The 21,271-nt window shown below is 36.7% G+C and carries 3 protein-coding genes; all 3 read left to right on the top strand.

Annotation, left to right across the window (positions count from 1 at the left end; all coding sequences use genetic code 11):
* The first annotated feature begins 55 nt into the window (after positions 1 to 55).
* The gene (locus Q0W26_RS02260) at positions 56 to 6,598 is read left to right on the top strand and encodes an Ig-like domain repeat protein (protein ID WP_298521911.1); all 6,543 of its coding nucleotides are present in this window, start codon (positions 56 to 58) and stop codon (positions 6,596 to 6,598) included.
* 231 nt (positions 6,599 to 6,829) lie between these two features.
* Positions 6,830 to 13,132: an Ig-like domain repeat protein gene (locus Q0W26_RS02255; RefSeq protein WP_298521908.1), complete on the top strand. Its 6,303-nt coding sequence runs from the start codon at positions 6,830 to 6,832 to the stop codon at positions 13,130 to 13,132.
* Positions 13,133 to 13,301: 169 nt separating this feature from the next.
* Positions 13,302 to 21,271: Ig-like domain-containing protein (locus tag Q0W26_RS02250; RefSeq protein WP_298521906.1), on the top strand; the 7,970-nt coding region annotated here is incomplete at its 3' end.

Below are 21,271 nucleotides of genomic sequence, written 5' to 3'. Positions count from 1 at the left end.
AAAGGTAGATGTCATGAAGTTTTTTAAAGTAAGTTTAATGATTATAATATCGTTAATGTTGTTATTTTGTATTGGAAACGCTTTTGCAAGCGATGTGGTTGATTTAAATTCAACTGTCGGACAGGATAATCCGGAAATTGACGATTCTTCAGTAATTTCTGCTGATTCAAGTGAAATTGAAGTGAAGGATTGGGAGGATATTCAGTATTATGCTTCTCTAAGCGACAAGAACTATGTCCTGAAGCTTAAGGAGAACACCAACTATTATCCGAAACACGCATCATCCAGTGACGACCAGATAATATTCAACAATAACGTCACAATTATCGGATCTCAAGGCGCATATATTGGAGATTCATCTCCAAATCCTCGTAACATTACCTACACTGCAATGAAAGTTCCAGACAATAATGGAATCGGAATCACCTTCAAGGGAGTTACTTTCAAATGGATTGCTTCTCGTTACCAGCCTGATGGGCTTTTCATGGTCATGGGCGGCAATGCCGTCAACTACTTTGAGGACTGCTACTTCACTGACATATCTACCACCCTGGGTCATTCCGCAATACTTCATATCAAGCTTGGTGATATGGTAATGACAAACTGTACCTTTATTAATTGTACCAATGATTTCGGTTGTATAAGCGTATACAATCCTGATGATGACCCTACTACAGTATGTACCCGTGCCCGTCTGAATGTTACCGACTCCTACTTTGAAGGCAATTATGGAAGAACCGCACCTGGGGCTATTAATAACTGCGGCATACTTGTAGTCAGGAATTCCACATTCTATAAGAATTCAGCTTTCTGGTGGGCTGGTGCAGTACACACTACAGGCGGTGCCAATACCACGGTATATGATTCACTGTTTTTGGATAATGTGGCAGGTTGGAATGGTGGTGCAATGTACACCTATAGCTATCTGCAGATTTATAACACAACATTCCTCAACAATAACTGTACCACAAGTAACGGTGGAGGTGCAATAGGTGCATGTAAGCATATTCATGCTCCTTTCATCTATGTTCAGGATTCCCTTTTCCAAAACAATGAGAATACATGCTGGTCTTTGTCTGAGCTGTCATCAGGTACCGGCCGTGGAGGAGCGATTTCAATCATGGATGAAGGTGGAATTGAGGTTAGAAACACCACTTTCATTAAAAACAGCGCTTCTTTGGGAACTGCAATATGCGCAATCAATGCAGCAAGATACGGATCACCTTATGTGATACTGGTTGGAAACAGATTCATCAACCATACCCGTGTCGGTGACGTTTTGGATATCAGATTAACAGATTCCTCCTACTGTGAAATCCGGGACAATTATTATTATAACAATTCATTTGAATTTAAAAAGATTAGATTGCTGGCTGATGAAAAGGTAGGTGACGATGTTGTCATTCACATTGACGCCGAGCTTAAAAACCCGAATTCCTTTGAAAGCGACATTCTAGACACTACTCTTTATGACATCTATGTGGATAGGGTATATAATATGACAGTAGTTGGCAGGACTTTCACATTAAACCTTAAAGACTGCAAAACCTGCAATGTCTATGCAGTGCCAACCATATCCAATGCCAAAACTAATGAGATTTTTGTAGGAGTTCCAAAGGAATATGTTTATGTTTCACAGAAGAGAGGTGATGACGGCAATGATGGCCTTAATAGGTCAACTCCAGTCAAAACAATCGAAAAGGCAGTTGAAATTGCAAAGACCAAAGGAAATATTGTAATAATGGATGGAACATTTGAGGAAAATGGCTTCAGCATTGATTATAATTTAAATATTATTGGTGAGAATAATGTTAAGTTCACAGGCAGCTGCACAGACACGCTATTCACAGTCATGAATAGCCATGACCTTTCAATTTCAAACGTTGCCTTTGAAGGTCTCATCTTCACAACAAAGGCCACAGGAATCATAAGGCAGGCCAGTGGATTTACAGTTGTTGAAAACTGCCGATTCAACAGCAATCATGTTTCAGGTTTGACAGGAACAAATCTTATTGAAGCGAAAAACATTGAAGTGTACAACTCCAATTTCACCAATCATAACAAAGATAATGTTCATGTCACTTTAATCAAGGCAAATGAGTTTTTAATTGACAATTGTATTTTTAAGGACAATGTCGCTTCCCATACCTCCTACAAATCATTGATTACAACAGTTTCTGAAAAATCAGGAGTAAAGGGAACAATATTGGACACAATTTTCGAGTCAAACACAGTTAAAAGCGGTTGCATTTATTTCGATGCAAATTCCAAGCCATTAACAATAACAAACACTAAATTCATTGCAAATAAGGTGGGCTCATCTAATGATGTCTCTTCAGGAATTAAAATTGATAATTCTCCTACAGTTACGATAGAGTCATCGATTTTCATGAACAATGTGGATTTGGGTGATAAGTCAGCAGTCATTCATGTCAGTGGAAGTTCCGCATCTGTTTATGTTTTAAATTCAATAATATTGAACAATTCCTATCAAAACAGCTTTAATATGGTATTTTCTGCTTCAACTTCTTCAAATTTTATTGTATACAGGAATCTTGATGGGAACTGGTGGGGAAATACCTGGCAGGACTATTCAATCGTTCCTCCAGTGGCTGCAGATGCATGCAATAACTGGCTGATATTGAATGTGACTCCAAACACTACTGATTTGGCAATAAACCAAAAGGCGTCACTTGAAATCGACCTTGCCCATGCCGTCAACAGGACCAATTATATATTCTTCCGTGATGTTGGAAAGTTACCTAAAATTGAATTGGAGATGGATGCAATAAATGGTACTCTAAGTTCTTCTAAAGTAAACCTCGTAAGGGGAAGCGCCAATGTGGAATACAAATTGCAAAGCTTGACAAGAGGTTCAGTCACAGTTCATTTCAATAATGTCTGCGCAACACTCCTCTTCAACTGGGCGTTAATCGATGCGGACATTGGCATTGATGTTCATGATATCACATATGGAAACGCTACTGAAATTGCAATAACAGCGCCTGATGACATTGATGAAAGTAAAATGGCACTGATAATAAACAATGTTAGTTATTCTTTCAACGATAAAATTGCCATTCCAAAATTGGATGCCGGAGAATATCTCATCAACCTTACATATGCAGGCGATTCAAAGTATTGTGAAAAATCCTATGTAAAATTATTCAGTGTCGAAAAGGCATCCCCTCAAATGGGTATAGACATCAACGATACCTATTACGGAAATCCAGTCAGAATTACAGTGAAAACCGATGAGGACGTAACTGGTGAAATTGAAATTAAGCTTGACGATATCAGTGATAAAAAGGCAATTTCAAACGGAAATGTTGAATTTACTGTATCAAATCTTCAGGCTGGCGATTATGCTGTTGAAGTTAATTACCTCGGTAATGAAAACTATTTATCAAGAAATTTAACATCAGAATTTAAGGTTAAAAAATATGATTCAACATTAGTGATTTCCAAAGGAAACGTAGAGGTTGGAAGTGATGTCACTTTAACATTTACTCTCAACAATGAGGCATCAGGTATCATAACAGTTAATGTAAACGGCAAAATGGAAAACGTTACAGTTTCATCTGGAACAGCAACATATACAATAAAAAGCATCTCTTCCGGATTATATGATATTTTGGCAACATATGGTGGAGATGCGAAATATCTCACATGCAGAAATTCCACACAAATCGATGTTGGAAGATTGAACTCTTCTTTGACAGTAGATGTTGCTGATATTACCTACGGTGAAGATGCAGTCTTTACAATCGTCTTAAACGACGGTTCTTCAGGAAATGTTACAATTACAATCGATGGCAAGGATTATGCTGCAGAGGTCAATGACGGCAAAGCCACTTTAAACGTCTCAGATTTGACTGCAGGCGATAAGGTGGCTGAAATTAAGTATTCTGGTGATTTTACATATCTTGGATTCAATACTTCAAAATCATTTAATGTTTTAAAGGCAAAACCTTCTCTGACAATTGATGTGGATGATATCAAGGAAGGAAAAACATTAAATGTTATAATTGCAATTACAAAAGGAACAACCGGCACATTACGTATTGTTACTCCTGATGGAAGCGAGAATGCAGAAATCCCAAGAACGGGCCTATTTACACGTGTAGTTTCTGATTTGGGCATTGGCAGTTACAGTATTACAGCAATATACGCAGGTGATGAAAACTATTTAGCTGTAAATCTGAGTGAAACATTCAGCGTGACTGCATGGGATGATCCTCAATGGCCGAATGAAGGTTATGATATTAAAAACACTGAAAGTTCACCTTACCCAAGTGATGCAAACGGTAATGTTGCATGGATTTCCAACATTAACGCAAGCATTATCGCAAACATGGCAATCGACAGTGAGGGAAATATATATATTGTAACATCCGAAGGCATATATTCACTAAAAAACACTGATGGAAGTATAAATTGGATTTTCAAAGCAGATGAAGCAGGTGAAAATTTCACAGGAATTGCAATTGGCCGTGACATGATTCTATCTCCAAAATCTGGTTATAAACTATTCTTTATCAACCAAACTACGGGTGCGGCTCTAAACAACAACATATTTCAGGGCTCAAGCTATTTCATACCTGTTGTTGATGAGAATGCTAATATATACATTACAAGCGAATACCAGACCAAGACATCATCCTATAATCTTGTTATAGTTCCATACGGCATTTGGGAATTCAGCACAGCTCCTATTTTGATAGATATCGGCAAGTCAGCTCCAACATCCGCTCCAGTCCTCATAAACAACAATACAGTTGCAGTCGCTACCGTGGACGGTCTAAGGATAATAGATGTTGCATCAAAATCAGTCACAAACAGCTTTAAGGTCATTACTCACGTCCGCCCTGTTGTCAGTGAAAACATAATGTATACAATTGAAGGAAACTCAGTTGTCGCAATCACTCCTGACGGAAGCATGTGGAAAGTAAACATTAACGGAACGCCTGGTGATTATCTTTCAGTCGGTGAAAACGGAGGAATATTTTCTATCACCAAAGAAGGAGCATTATATGAATATTCAACAGGTGAGGAAGTATTGATTTATGATTTTAAAAATAACGTTTCACAGGCAATTCTGGTTGGCCAGAATGATGTTCTTTATGTAGGATGTGAAAACGGAGAATTCTATTCACTAGACTCTGAAGGAAATCTGCTTTGGAAAGCGAACCTGAATGAAAGCTTATCCGGCAAACCTGTAATGGATGAAAAAGGAGTCATATATGCAATCAGTGGAAACAGGATTGTTGCAATCACTAATGCTGGCCTAAAGGACTCAAAGGTTTCAGCTAATGTTGACGAGTCATCTGGCAGTGATGTTAAAGTTGATATTCATGTTGAAAGTGAAGCAACTGGTAGCATATCAATAAATGTCGATGGAGCTTACGTAAACAAGTCAGAAATTAAAAATGGTCAGGCATCATTTGTAATTTCAAATTTAGCTCCTGGAAATCATTCTGCCAAAATCGCTTATGCAGGTGATTCAAGATTCAAGTCCGGAAATGCTGAAGTCAAATTCAACATCTTAAAAGGTAATGTTGATTATTCAGTTGAAGCCAGTGACATATACTATGGTGAGGATTTAATCATTAATGTTTCAAAATTGCCGGTTGATGCATCAGGCACAGTAACGGTTGACATTAACGGTAAACAATACTCAAATGTCTCATCAAATGGAAATGCTACTATAAATGTTCCTGGATTGCCTGCTGGTGCATATAATGCTGAGGTAAAATATTCAAATGATGATAAGTACATGGCAGATTCAAAAACACTTTCAGTCAAGGTATTGAAGGCAGAAATTCCTCCAAGTGAAGAGGTTCTACCTCAATCAGATGATTTGACAAGTTACAGCATCAATCTGCCCTCAGATGCAACAGGAACACTAACAGTGATTGTTGATGGTGAAAAATACACTGCTGATGTGGTAAAAGGCAAGGCCAACATCAACATACCTGAATTGTCTGGCGGAAGCCATAACATTTCAGTAATGTATTCCGGAGATGACATGTACTCCCCAATCGTAAAATCTGAAATTGTCAACGTTCTAATAATCAGGTTAACAGGCCATGATGTTTCAATGCTCTATACTGCAGGAGGATACTACAAGGTCTGTCTTACACAGGACGGATCTCCATTGGAAGGAAGGACAGTCACTGTCAACATCAACGGTAGAAACTATCCATGCACTACCTGCGCAGATGGATATGCTTCACTCAAGATTAGCTTGCCTCCAAAGACATACACAGTAACTGCAACTTATGGCAATTTGAAAACCAGCAATAAGGTTGTTGTTAAAAGCATAATCAATGCCAACAATGTCAATGCAAAAAAATCAGCAAAATCAATCAAGATTAAGGTATCCTTGAAACAGGTAAACAAGAAATACTTGAAAAATAAAAAGATTACCTTGAAGTTCAACAAAAAGACATTCACGGCAAAAACCAACAAGAAGGGGGTTGCCACTTTCACCATAAAAAACAGTGTTTACAAAAAGCTTAAAACAGGTAAGAAATACACTTACCAAGCCACCTATGGCAAAAACACTGTCAAAAAGAATATTATATTTAAAAAATAATGGAAAGTAGTATTTTCATTATTTACTTCTTTTAATTTTTTTGTCTTAAAAAGATTGTGGCTTTGTGTCACATTTCATTTTTTTATCTATTCATCGATTTTGGATAATTTTTAAATTCTTATTTTCTCTTTTCTTCAACCGAATTTGTCAATTAAAGTTTAACGTTTATATAGATTGATTAACATAAATAACTAATGTATTTTAAAATTTTTATCAAATAGGTTGATATTTATGAGGTCTAATATAAAATACTTAATATTTGTCGTGTTGATAATATTCATTTTCGCTGCAGGCAGCGTATCCGCCAGCGATTTTGAAAACGCAACAATAACTGCAGCAAGTGACGATTCACTTGACTTAAGCGCAGGCAATGCTTTAGGTGATTTAATCGCAGAGCAATCCGATGCGATTACTGTAAACAACTGGAACGATCTGCAGGTATATTGCTCTAAAAGCGATAAGAACTATGTTTTAAAACTTAAAGAGGATACCAATTATTATCCGACAAATCCTGATGATGAAAGTTATCAGATTCAAGTTAACAACAACGTTACAATCATCGGAAGCTCAGGAGCATATTTCGGTGATGATAATTCTAATGCTCAATCAATTAAATATTTGGCAATAAATGTTCCTGAAAACTCAGGAAACGGAATAACATTAAAAGGAGTAACCTTTAAATGGATTTCAGTACAATATCAACCTAATGCAGTATTCTTGCAGATGGCAGGAAATTCAAAAAATTACATTGAAAACTGTTACTTTACAAATTCCAATTTGGATGGAGGCCACTCCTCACTGGTATGCCTGATGAGGGGATATGCATCACTTACCCAATGTACTTTTATTAATGTTACTTCTGATTTTGGTTGCGTAAGTGTTTATGATCCTGATGATATTGTTCAGGCTGGTTGTTATGGTGCACGTATGGATGTTACTGATTCATACTTTGAGGGAAACTATGCCAGAACAGAACCTGGTTGTATTAATAACTGTGGTCAATTGGTGGTAAGAAATTCAACATTTTATAAAAATACTGCTGCTCAGTGGGCTGGTGCAATACATACTCATAGTGGAGCTAATACTACCATATATGATTCCAACTTTATAAGTAATCTGGCTGGTTGGAATGGTGGTGCACTATATACATATAGTTATTTACAGATTTATAATACTATATTTATCGGCAATAATTGTACCACTAATAATGGTGGTGGTGCAATAGGTGCATATAATCATTTAACTACTCCTCATATTTATATAAAAGATTCATTATTTAAAGATAATGAGAATTTATGTTGGGGTTTAACAGAACTGTCTACTAGTGGTACTGGTCGTGGTGGTGCTATATCTGTACTTGGTCAAGGTACTGTTAATATATTAAACAATACTTTTATAAAAAATAGTGCTTCTATAGGTACTGCTATTTGTGTATATGCTCAGGGTCAAACTATTAATACTGATGTTACTATTATAGGTAATAGGTTTATTAATCATACCCGTACCGGTGATGTACTGGTACTTAATCTTAATTCAGTTTCCACAAGTAAAATCAGTGATAATTACTATTTCAACAATTCAATCGAGTTTTCCAAACTCAAGCTCACTGCTGATGAAAGTGTAGGTGATAAAGTTACTATACATATTGATGCCAACTTAAGGAATGAAAACTATTACGATTCAGATATTTTGGACAAATCTGACTACAACGTTTACGTTGACGGCAAGTATTTCAAGACAATTACAGGCAAAGATTTCACCCTTGATTTGAAAAACTTGGAAAAGTGCCAAGTTTACATAGCTCCATCTATATCAAACAGTAAAAGTAATGAGGTTTCTGTCGGTACGTCTAAGGAATATATTTATGTCTCACAAAGATCAGGAAATGACAACAATAATGGTACATCTAGACAAAGCCCAGTTGCCACAATCGCAAAGGCATGTGAACTTGCAAGGGCAAGTGGCAACATACTCATCATGGACGGATCATTTTCCGAGTCCAATATTCAGGTGGATTATAAGCTGACCATAAAGGGTGAAGATGGTGTAAAGTTCACAGGCACATTACCAAATACAATCTTCACTGTTTCAAACAATTCCGATTTCACAATTTCAAATGTCCTATTTGACAATATTGTATTCACCTCCAAAAATACTGGAGTCATTAGGCAAAGCAGCGGATATGCCCAAATTGTTAATTGCCAATTCAACGCCAATTCCGTTTCAGGTTTAACCGGAACCACATTGATTGAGGCAAAAAATATAGAAGTTTATGATTCCAAATTCACAAATCACAACAAGAATAATGTTTATATGATGCTAATCAAATCAGACGAATTTTTAATAGACAACTGTACTTTTATTAACAATATCGCTTCACAGACCTCGTATCCTTCATTGATAACAACAGTCGGTGAAAAGACAGGCTTGAAAGGAACTGTTACCAATTCAATATTCAAATCAAACAAAGTCAAGTATGGCTGCATAAACTTTGATGCGGATAGTTATCCGTTGACAATTACAAATGTTGACTTCATTGCTAATGAAGTGGCTTCAGCAAATGATTACTCATCATGCATTAAAATAGCGCATTCTGCGAGAGTTAACATTGATTCATGTACCTTCTCAGATAATGTTGATTTAGGGAAAAAATCTGCAGCAATATATGTTGAAGGTGGAGATGCCAATGTTTTCGTATCAAATTCAATCATATTGAATAATGCGCATGAAAATGAAAAGAACGCTGTTTTTTCAGCATCAAATTTAGATGTTTATAAAAATCTCAGCACAAACTGGTGGGGAAATACATGGCAAAATTACACTGCTGCTCCTATAGCATTTGCATGCGATAACTGGCTGTTTTTAAACGCATCAGCAAATGCCACTTCAATAAGCAAAAATCAAAAGGTTTTAGTTACATTTGACTTGAATAATCTTGTGACAAAAGGAGGAACCGTTTCCAGTTACGATGCAAACAAACTTGGCAATATTACGTTTAACATCAAAGCCACTGGCGGTGAGGCATCAGACAGTGAAATCACTTTGACTGATGGTGTGGCAAGCACAACTTACACTTTAACATCCTTTGATGGAACTATTTCAGCGGAATACAATGGTTATAAGGCAACATTGACATTTTCACATGCAAAAACTGACATTGACATGTTTGTGACTGTTAAGGAATCATATGTTGGAGAACCTGCAATCGTTGAAGTTGAATTCGGCGATGAAGTCAGTGGAAAACTAACAATCAACGGCCAAACAAAAGATATTCTTGGCTCTAAAACAACATTTGAACTTAATAATTTGCCGGTTGGAGAAAATGTGGTTGAGGTTAGCTATTCCGGTGACGAACATTGGTATGCTTCAGCTGAAAACGTAACCGTTAATGTAAATAAGCTCAATTCCACAACAAAAATCACTTTAGGTGATGTGGAGCTTGGCAAGGATGTTGGATTGACAATTGAGGTAACTGAAAGTGCAACAGGCAATGTTATCTTATTCATCAACGGCGAGCCTGCAACATTAACGCTCACAAACTCAAAAGCGGAATATACAATAAAATCAATTGCCAGAGGCAATTACAATATAACTGCCGTTTATAATGGGGATTCAAAGTATTTATCAAGTAAAGATGAGGTTAGTTTTGGTGTGGGAAGAGTAAAACCGACAATTTCAGTTGATGTTCTGGACATTGCATACGGTCAGGATGCAATCGTCAATATCGTAGTGAACAGTAATGCAACCGGAAACGTAAATGTCAATGCTGGCGGTAAGAATAAGACTGCAAAACTTGAAAATGGAAAAGTCAGTGTTTCTATTTCAGGTTTAAGTGTTGGACCACAAACCGCTCATGTCAGCTATAATGGTGACGACTACTATGGTTCGGCTAACTCCTCAGCATCATTCAATGTCCTGAAAGCAGATACAACTTTATTCATCAAAGCCAGTGACATTAAAGTAGGGGCTTCTGAAATAATTGAAGTATCAGTTCCAAACGGCGTTACAGGTAACATTACAATCATCTGCGGTGAAAATATTGTTACAAAGGCAATAAATGCCATTGGCAAGGTCACATGGACAGTGTCTGACTTATCTGTCGGATCACATGAAATATCTGCAACATTAATCAGCGACAATTACAACAGTATTGAAAATACAACTGAGTTTACAGTTTTTGATTACTCAACAGCCCAATGGCCAAATCAGGGATATGACATTGGAAACGATGGAAAATCTCCATATGAGAGCGATTCCAATGGAGCAATATTGTGGACTTATAATGCCGAAGGCATGGCGAAAAACATTGTCATTGACAGTGAAGGCAACGTTTTAATTGTTACCTCTTCAGGTGTTTATTCAATCAGCAGTTCAGGAAAACAACGCTGGAATTATGATTATGTAAGTTACAACATCTCAGGATTATCAATCAGTCGTGAAGTGGTCATCATACCTATAGAGGGTAACTCCCTGTTCTTCGTTAATCAGACAACAGGTGAACGTTATGGCTATTCACATATTTATCAGGCATCAAGCCTATTCGCTCCGGTCACTGATTCAAATTCGAATATTTATGTGTCAAGCGAATATCAAAATTCATTTGAAGATTACAAGTTTGTTATAATCCCTTATTCATTATGGGAATATGGCGGAAACCCAATCTTGATTTCTTTAGGCAAATCCCAACCTATCGCAGCTCCAGTACTTGTAGGAGATAATTATGCGGTAATTGCATGCAGTGATGGCATAAAAATCATTGATTTGGATAAAAAAGAAATATCCTCATCAATATCAGGCAACACACATGGAGTGCGTCCAGTTGCAGGTTCTGGAAATATTGTCTATACTGTATTCAACAACAACATTCAGGCCATGACTCCTCAGGGAAACGTCATCTGGAAAACACCTGTAACCGGTTCCGGAGGTCATCTGGCTTTGGATGAGGAAAATGGATTGTATTTCATTAATTCTCAAGGAAACCTCTACAAGTATGATGTAGTTGACGGCAGTGAAAAGCTGATTTCCAGCTTGAACTTCACATCAGGAATCCTGATTGGCGGTGATGGAAATCTCTACATGGGATCAAATGAAATGTTATATGCATTCGATAATGCTGGAAATGTCTTATGGAAGTCAGATATGGGTGATGAAATTGTTGGAACTCCTGTAATGGATGAAAATGGAATAATTTATCTTACAACTTCAAATGCCCTGAAAGCTATAGGTAAAGCCGATTTGGCAGACGCTAATGTTGGAGCAAGTGTTATTGACATTAATATTGGTGAAAACGCCAGTGTGATGATAACTCTTGGTGATGATTTGACAGGTGAAATCACTGTTGAAATCGACTCAAAAAATTATACTGAGACCATTTCTCAAAATAACATGATTATTTCGGTTCCTAATTTAAGTGCAGGCCATAAAACAGCTAAAATCTCATATTCGGGTGATAATAGATTCAATCCAAAAGAGATTTCATGTGATTTTAAAGTATTCAGTGACACTCAAATCATTGCGCAGGATGCAAATTCATACTATGGTTCTCAGTATGTGATTGCTTTAAAAGACGCTCAAGGAAATGCAATAGTTGGCGAAAAACTCACAGTTCTAATTGGAGATACTAAATATAATTTAACTACCAATAAAAATGGTGAAGTTTCTATTAAGTTAGATATGAGTCCGGGCGATTATCAGGCAAGTTCAGTATTTTCAGGCAATGACTATTTAAAGCCTTCAAACAAAACAACCAAATTGAAAGTTTTATCCACTATTCTCTCCAGCAAAATGACAAGGGGATACAACAGCGGCGTTGACTTTAAAGCGACATTTTTAGCAAATGACGGTTCACCTTTATCAAATAAGGCTGTATCATTCATTGTAAATGGTGTGATTTACAATACCACCACAGATAAGAACGGTGTTGCAACATTGAACTGCAATCTGAATGTTGGAGGATATGAAGTTTCCATCATAAATCTTGCTACCGGCGAAAGCACCCTTCAGGAACTTACAATTGCAAAAAGAATCACCAACAATAATGATTTGACAATGGATTACCTTGACGGATCTGCATTTAAGGTTCGTGTTGTAGGCGATGACGGAAAATATGTAGGCAAAAACGAAGTTGTCAGCTTTAAAATAAGCGGAAAAACCTACACTGCAAAAACCGATGCAAACGGTTATGCCAGCCTGAAGATAAATCTTGTTCCTAAGACATACTCTGTTACTGCAGAATACAAGGGTTATAAGGCCTCAAACAAGATTGTCGTAAAGCAGGTCTTAAAGGCCAAAAACGTCTCAAAGAAAAAGGCAAAATCATATAAGTTCCAGGCAACCTTAAAGACCTCCAAAGGAAAGGCGATTTCAGGCAAGAAACTGACTTTCAAAATCAAGAACAAGAAATACACTGCAAAAACCAACAAGAAAGGTGTTGCAACAATCACAATCAAGATTAATTTGAAAGTTGGCAAATACACCATTACTACAACTTATTCCAAAACAAGCATTAAAAATAAATTGACTATTAAAAAATAGCTATTTATTTTTATTTTAATTTTTAATAAAGTCTATTTTAGTCCATTTTTCTGCATTTTTTTTAATTTTTCATTAATATTATATAGTAGGGTATACATACATTAAACTTGTAAAGTTAAATTTAATTTTTTTTACATTAACTTTATAATACATTAATTCGAGTGATTTAATGAAGATAAATAAAAATATTTTTATTTGTGCAATACTAGTCGTAATGATGCTAGCTTGTGTCAGTGCGGTTAGTGCAGCAGACAATCTTGATGCTGATTTAGCCGTTGCGGCTGATGATGCTGTAGATTTGTCTATTGATGATGCAAAGGGGAGTGAAACTCTAACTGAGGGCAGTAGCTCTGGTGAAATACTCGCAGCAGATGAAACTGTTGTGACCAATTCCACTTTCTTCAATTATTTTGATGAAAACGGAGTTATCAACAAGAGTATTTCCGCAAAAGAATTAACATTTGAAGGTAATTTTTCCAATTTGGGAGTTGACACAATAACTATCGATACTCCTATCACAATTAGTAATAAAAATGATACTATGTTCATGGATATTGGATTTAAAGTTATCTCAGACAATGTTAAATTAACTGGTTTTGATATTGTAAGAAGCATCGATGGTGCTGCCATTGACATCAAAGGTAACAATGTCACTGTCGATGATGTATATGTTATAATTGAAAATGTTGGTAAAGAAGACACATTTGCTATCCGTGCAATTGAAAGTAATAATCTTAAACTGTTAAACAACTTTATTTATTACGTTGCAGGAGTAGATGCAAATAACACTAAAGTATACCAACAGGCAATTCAAGTTCGTGATTCAAACAACGTAATTATCAGGAAAAATCATGTCGATGCAGCTTTACCTGCTTTGGATGTAGACTATGGAAATGCTGCTGGTATTGACCAGGATTATCCATTAGCAGTAGGTATCCAAAACGGTGAAAACATTACTTTTGCCGAAAATACAGTTCACCTTCTTGCTTTAAATGCATCCGGTTCATATCCTACTCTTGATCTTATGATGGTTAAAGGTGTCAAAAACTTAGAAATAAAAGACAATGACTTCATTGAAATGGATCAGAATGGAGATAAAAAAGCTGGTTACTTATATCTTTTAGATATATATGCAATCGATGGAGGTATCATTTCAGGAAATAACATTACCGTAAATTCCACTACTGGTGCTGAAGGTAAAGGTTCCGTTTATGGCATGCAGCTTAATGGTGTTACCACTGATTTTGTAATTGATAATAACACATTTACTTCAGAAGGTAAAAGTTATGCTTACGGTATTTACTGTTCAGATTCAGATTATGTTGGTGGTAAAGTATATGCTGAAATTACCAACAACCTGTTTGACATAACCGGTAAACCAGGTACCGGCAAATCCAATCTCGTTACCGCTATGGAATTATCCATTACTGAAGTAGTTATTGCAAATAATGGAATTACCACAAGATCCATTGCTAACTATAGTGATGATGCAAGATTATTCGGTATCTGTTATTCTTCAAGCAATAAAAGAAACCACACTTACACCATTACTGACAATGTAATTAACACTGACGGTAAATACGCTGTTTATCTTATGAATGTGGTAGATGCAAATGTCACTGACAACACATTATTCGCTCATGAGTTATACGGTGATGAAGCTGTATATATTGACAGTGGAAACAACATTGTAGAAGATAACATTCCACCATTCGTTGTAACCAATGACACTTTCTTTGCTTACTTCGATGAAAACGGTGTTATTAAATTCGCTGACTTAGCAGAGTTATTCTTTGAAGGCAATTTCTCTGATTTAGGAATTGACACTATTACTATTGATAATCCTGTAATTATCTCCGGTGATAATACTACAAACATTAAAAATATTGGATTTAAAGTTTTATCTGATGATGTAAAATTAACTGGATTTAATATGATTAGAGATATTGATGGTGCTGCCATTGATATTAAAGGTGCAAACGTGACTGTTTTCGATATCGCTATGAATATGAAAAGCACTGGTAAAAATGATACCTATGCTATTCGTGCAGCTGAAAGTGACGGTCTTATATTAATTGATAATGCTATTGTTTATAATGGTGGATACGATGCAAACTTCACTAAAACATATCAACATGTAATTGACATCCGTGATTCAGACAATGTCCATGTTGACGGTAACATAATTATTGCAGGATTACCAACCATTGCTGTTGACTATGGTAAATCCGGAATTGACCAAGATTACCCATTGGCTGTTGGTATCCAAAATTGTAAAGACTTTGTTTTCGGCGATAATGAGGTCTTTGTAAATGTTAATAACGCAAATGCTTGGGCTACTCTTGATGCTATTATGGTAAATAATGCTACCAACTCATCTATTTTTGATAATGAAATTAGTTTAACTGCTGAAACTGAAGACGGCAATGTACTTTACTTATACGCTGTAGATTTATACAGATCTAAAGGAATCATTGTTTCCGATAATGATATTTTAGTAAATACCACTTCAGGTGTTGACGGTTCAGGTACTGATTATCCTATTCAAATTACCAGTGCTGATGTTGTAATTGAGGACAACACTTTAGTTGCAATCAGTAAGGGTAATTCCTTAGGAATATACTCTTCAGATTGGGCTGGTGAACATCAAGCATTTATTTATAATAATGTCATTGATGTAACTGGTGTTGCAGGAGACGGCTTATATTCTATAGTTTCAGGTATGGAATTAGCAACCAATGATGTTACTATTTTCGGAAATGACATCACTGTTAAAAATAAGAAAGCATACAATGAAACTAATGCTGCTTACGGTATAAGTTTTGCTCAAAGTGGTTATGCTTTCAATACTTATGTATTCGACATTACCAATAACTTGGTTAAATCTGACGGTAAATATGCTGTTTACCTTACAAAAGCAACAAACAGTACAGTCACTGCAAATACATTATATGCTCACGAATTAGTTGGTGACGATGCAGCATATGTAAATGATGGAAATAATGTTGTCAAAGACAACTGCCCACCATTTGTCATAACCAATGAAACATTCTACAACTTCTTTGGTGAAGACAATTACTTAGCTAGTCATATTCCTGAAGGAGCTACCTTAGACTTCCAAGGTTTATTCTTAGGTAATATCAGTGATTACAGTGTTTACATCAACAAACCTGTAAACGTTGTATCCTCAACCGGCGATGCTGTATTCCAATATGTTGACCCAACAGGTGATGACAACCACAAAGATAACTGTATCAAATTCAATGTTGTTGCTGGTGCAGACGGCACTAACGTAAGCGACATCTCTATTATCAACGGGGACCTGTTTGTAAAAGGTGCTTCAAATGTAACCATTGATAACGTTTACATGAAAGTTAATATATCTGCAATCGGTCAAAGTACTGGATTCATAGCTATCCACACTGGAGCTTATTACACTACAGTCAAAAACTCATACTTTGAAAACGGCGGATCAGGTTCAAGTATTTTAGTTCTTGGTAAAGGTGGTAAATACGCTGTCTTTGATAACAACGTATTTAATGTAACAGGTTCATCAGGTAATGTAGTCTCATCCAACATTTTTGTTGGTGCTGGAGATAACCCTGAATGCGCTAACTATACCAACAACATTATCTATAATGCTATGGAAGAAGCAGCTACCATGTATGGTATGACAGTATGTGGTGCAAACAACATTATTGAAAACAACACCATTTTCAACTTCAAAGGAGCAGGTATTGTAAACCAATGGGGTGCAACTTCCACCAAAAATGTATACAGAAACAATACCATTACTGGTGGAGCAAGTCTTACAGCTGGTACATACAGTATTATTGAGGACAACTACCTTGAAGGTGCTTTAACAATCGCTGAAGGTTGTAACGCTACAGGCAACACTGCAAAAACCGTATCCATTTCCGGTAAAGAAGCTGTTGTAGACAACAACACATTCAACGGTGCCGTAACCATTGCAGCTGCTGCTAAAAACACTACTTTCACTAACAACTACTTGAAAGATGCTTTAACTGTAAATTCAAACGATAACACTATTACTGGAAACAAAATCTCCACAGAAAAAGATTACGCTGTTGATTTAAAATCAACCAGTGGAAACACTGTTACCAAAAATGTTTTATCCAGTGTAGATAAGATGGGTGATGACGCTGTTAACTATGCTGCAGATAAAAACAACACTGTTAAACTCAACGGAAGAAACGCTATTATTGAAATCGCTGTAGCTGACGCTTGGAGTGGAAACAACAACACTGTTAACGTGACTGTTGCTGAAGCTACTGGTACTGTTACCATTATTGTAAACGGTAAAAAATTCGAACCTATCGCTTTAGATAAAGATAGTAAAGCTACTTTCGAAATTCCTGCAAACGTTATTGAAGTTGGATTAAACGATGTTACTGTAGACTACAGTGGAGATGAAATAATCAATGCTGAAACTAAAACTACAACTTTCTACGGATTGGACAATGTCGTATACTCTGAAATATTCTTCAACTACTTTGATGAAAACGGTGTATTGAAAGATGAAGTTCCATATGATGATCTTGTCTTCAAAGGAGCATTCGCTAAATCCAGCACTGTTCAATACATTACTATTAACAGGCCAGTATACATTTCAAGTGATGCTGCTTCATTAAGCCTTATTGGTATGGTAATTGCATCCGACAACGTAACAATTGACGGTTTAAAATTCACCACTACCGTAAACAGTGCAACCTCCGCTTTAGGTGATTTAATAAATGTGACTGGAGACAATGTTGTTTTAACTAATTTGGACATCACTTATAAAGTCACTAGAGGCGATTACGATGCGATAGCTATTGATGTAGTAAACACTACAGGCTTCGCTATTTTCAACAGCACAATCGTCTTTGAAAGCACAGTCTCAGATGATGAATACAGTGCTAATGCAATCAATTTAGATGGCGTTACAAATGCATTTGTTGTGAATAACACTGTAACTTCTAAATTGCCTGGTTTATACGCTTCCAATTACGATTGGGATTACTTCATGATGGGACTAAATACAGTAAACCCTATCAGAATAAGAAATGTTACAAACATCTCTTTCATGTACAACTCTATCGATTCTGGAGTAAAAAGCATAGCTGGTTCCTACCCAACAATTCAGTCTTTATATGTTGTTGGAACCACTGGTGGTTTATTCGGAAGCAATAACTTTACAATGATCGATACAGTATCTAAAGAAGGTACCTACACATATCTTTATGCAATCAACTTTGGATATGATAAGGATATCATTTTATATGATAACAATTTCGAACTGTTCACCAAATCCGGTATCGATTCAGCCGGTGGAGCTTATGCAATACAAATTGTCGATTCTGAAATTGGTATATTTGGAAACAACATTACTACCGAATCAAACGGACCAAACTTAGCTGTTTACGTAGCTTCTCCTATGATGGGTCCTGCAAACTCTAAACTTGCATGTATAGGCAATAATATTAGTGTAGCAGGTTACGCTACTTCCAAAAACGATTTCGCTTTAGTCTCAGGTATTGAAGTGCAGAACGGTGAAGCAATGATTGGTCTTAATGGTATCACTGTTGTAAACAAAGCAGGATATGTAAAAGACGCTCCTGTATCTGGTGTAAGCTTAGTCCAATACGGTAGTGCTGTATTTGACATAGAATCTAACAGTATTGCTGTTAACGGAGACTACGCAGTTTACATTAAAAAAGGCAATGAAGCTAACGTAACAGGCAACGAATTATTCGCTGAAAAATACTTCGGTGACAGAGCTGTATTTGCAACTGAAGGTATCATTGAAAACAACACTCCAGCGAACCCATACTTGCTGGTTGAATTCGATGACATTACTGTCGGTGAAACTGCAGTATTCAACATCACTTACGATGCTAATGACACTGGTGATTTGTCATTAATCATAAACGGTAAATTATACGAAATTAATGCAACCAACGGTACTGCTCAAATCAACATTTCAGGATTGGATGCAGGTGAATACACAGTCATTGCATACTTGACTGAAGATTACCCATACGGTGCTGATTATTTTGAAGCTGTTTTAACAGTATCCAGATTTGAAACCAACATGACCATTGATGTTGCCAATGTCACAGTCGGTCAAAACGCAAAAGTTACCATTGATTTAGGTAACGCTCAAGCAACCGGTAAAGTAATCGCAATCATTGACGGTGAAGAAAAACTGTTAAGTCTTTACAAAGGTAAAGCAACTACAACCATTAAACAAATCGAAGCTGGTGACCACAACATTGTCGCTATCTACAACGGTGACGATAACTGCGCTGCAGCTTATGCTGTAAAACCATTTGAAATCTTGAAGAATGATGCTCCGATTTCAATCAACATAACCCCTGGAAAAGCAGGTGCGATTACTACTGTTAATGTAACTCTTCCTGATGAAGCTTCAGGTGTTGTATTAATCACTGTCGATGAAGACATTTACGCTATCAGCTTAAACATGAACAGATCAGTCGATATTCTCATCGCTGAACCTGGAACCTACAATGTAACTGCAATCTACTTAGGTGATGACTACTATTATGTCAACGCTACTGACATTATTCCTGTAGAAATCGCTGATAAGGCAGTACCTGCCATTAACATTACAGGTCCTGATTTCGTTACTGTTGGTGACACTGTTTTAATCAACATTACTACTGATACTCCTGCTGAGTTAATTGTTACAATTGATAACCAAACCTATCCTGTTGTCAATGGTACTGTAACATACATTGCTAATGAATCAGGTGTTCATTTAATGGCCGTTCATGCTAGTGAAACTGCTGAATATAAAGAGGGTATTATTGTAGGAGTATTTATTGTTAATAAGAACAACGCTACTGTAACAATCACATTGCCTGAAAACATTACTGTCGCTGAATACATGAACATCAGTGTCGTATCCAACAGTGACGCTGAAGTTGTTGTTTTAATCGACGGCAATGAACAGGAAGTCGTAAACGGTACTGTAACAGTCTTCAATACTGAAGGTGAACACAGCATCATCGCATACGTAAATGCAACCGATGCATTCACTGACGCTAAGGCATTTGATTCATACTATGTATTCAAGAAAGCCTCTTCAGTCAACATTACAGGCAACGATGTGTTCGTTGGTGAAAAATCAACCATTAACGTAACAATTCCAGAAGGTGCTTCAGGAATGGTTATTGTAACAGTTGATAATGAAACATTCTATGCAGTAGAATTCATGCATTCAAATACCAACAGCATTGAAGTTGCATTCGACAAAGAAGGCAACCACACAGTCAGCGCATCCTACTTAGGTGACGGCACCTATGATGTTTCCAACAGTGAAGACATTACCATCGTTGTATCTGCTAAAGAAACAACTGAAGCTAACATTACTCTTCCTGTTGACTACAAAATCGGTGAAGCAGCTAACGTAACTGTAAGCATTCCTAATGCTACCGGTAACGTAAGCGTAATTGTTGACGGTACAGAAACCACTGTTCCTTTAGATGAAAACGGTACTGCTGTAGTTCCTATCGCTGAAGTCACTCCTGGTGAACACAGCGTTGTTGTAATCTATTCCGGTGACGACAAACACGCACCTATGCACACCGCAACTACATTTGCAGCTGAAGTATATGCTTCTAAATTCGCAAACCTTACTGTAGATGGTGCTGGTTTAATCAGTGGAAACTTAGTTGCATTGGACACTCCAATCGCTAACGCTAACATTACTTACATAATCAATGGTATTGACTTCAACACTACAACCGACGATCAAGGTAGGTTCTCATTTACTGCACCATTCCCTGCAACTGTGCAAATTATTTATGAGGGTACTGATGCTATAGCTCCTGTTGATACTGAAATTACCTTAAAAGACATAGCTCCTGTAAGAGAAGCTACTGTAATCAAATCCAGTGACTACGAAACTTATGCTATTGATTTCGATGCTGGTGAAAGAGGTAATTACTTCAAAGTTCAATTATTTGATGCTAACGGTAACCCATTAGTAAATAAAACTGTATTCATTGGATTCAACGGTAAAGTTTACAACAAAACCACCAATGAATCAGGTTGGGCTGAATTGCAAATCAACTTGAAACAGGAAGGAAAATACACCTTTGCAACTGCATTCTT

This window comes from uncultured Methanobrevibacter sp., assembly GCF_947169325.1.
GTDB lineage: Archaea > Methanobacteriota > Methanobacteria > Methanobacteriales > Methanobacteriaceae > Methanocatella.
The sequence above is the reverse complement of the archived record's forward strand: the minus strand, read 5'-3'. Positions and strand labels throughout refer to the sequence as shown.

Coding starts and splice junctions, on each gene's coding strand:
- Q0W26_RS02260 (WP_298521911.1), top strand. CDS start 56: ATGTTGTTATTTTGTATTGGAAACGCTTTTGCAAGCGATGTGGTTGAT.
- Q0W26_RS02255 (WP_298521908.1), top strand. CDS start 6,830: ATGAGGTCTAATATAAAATACTTAATATTTGTCGTGTTGATAATATTC.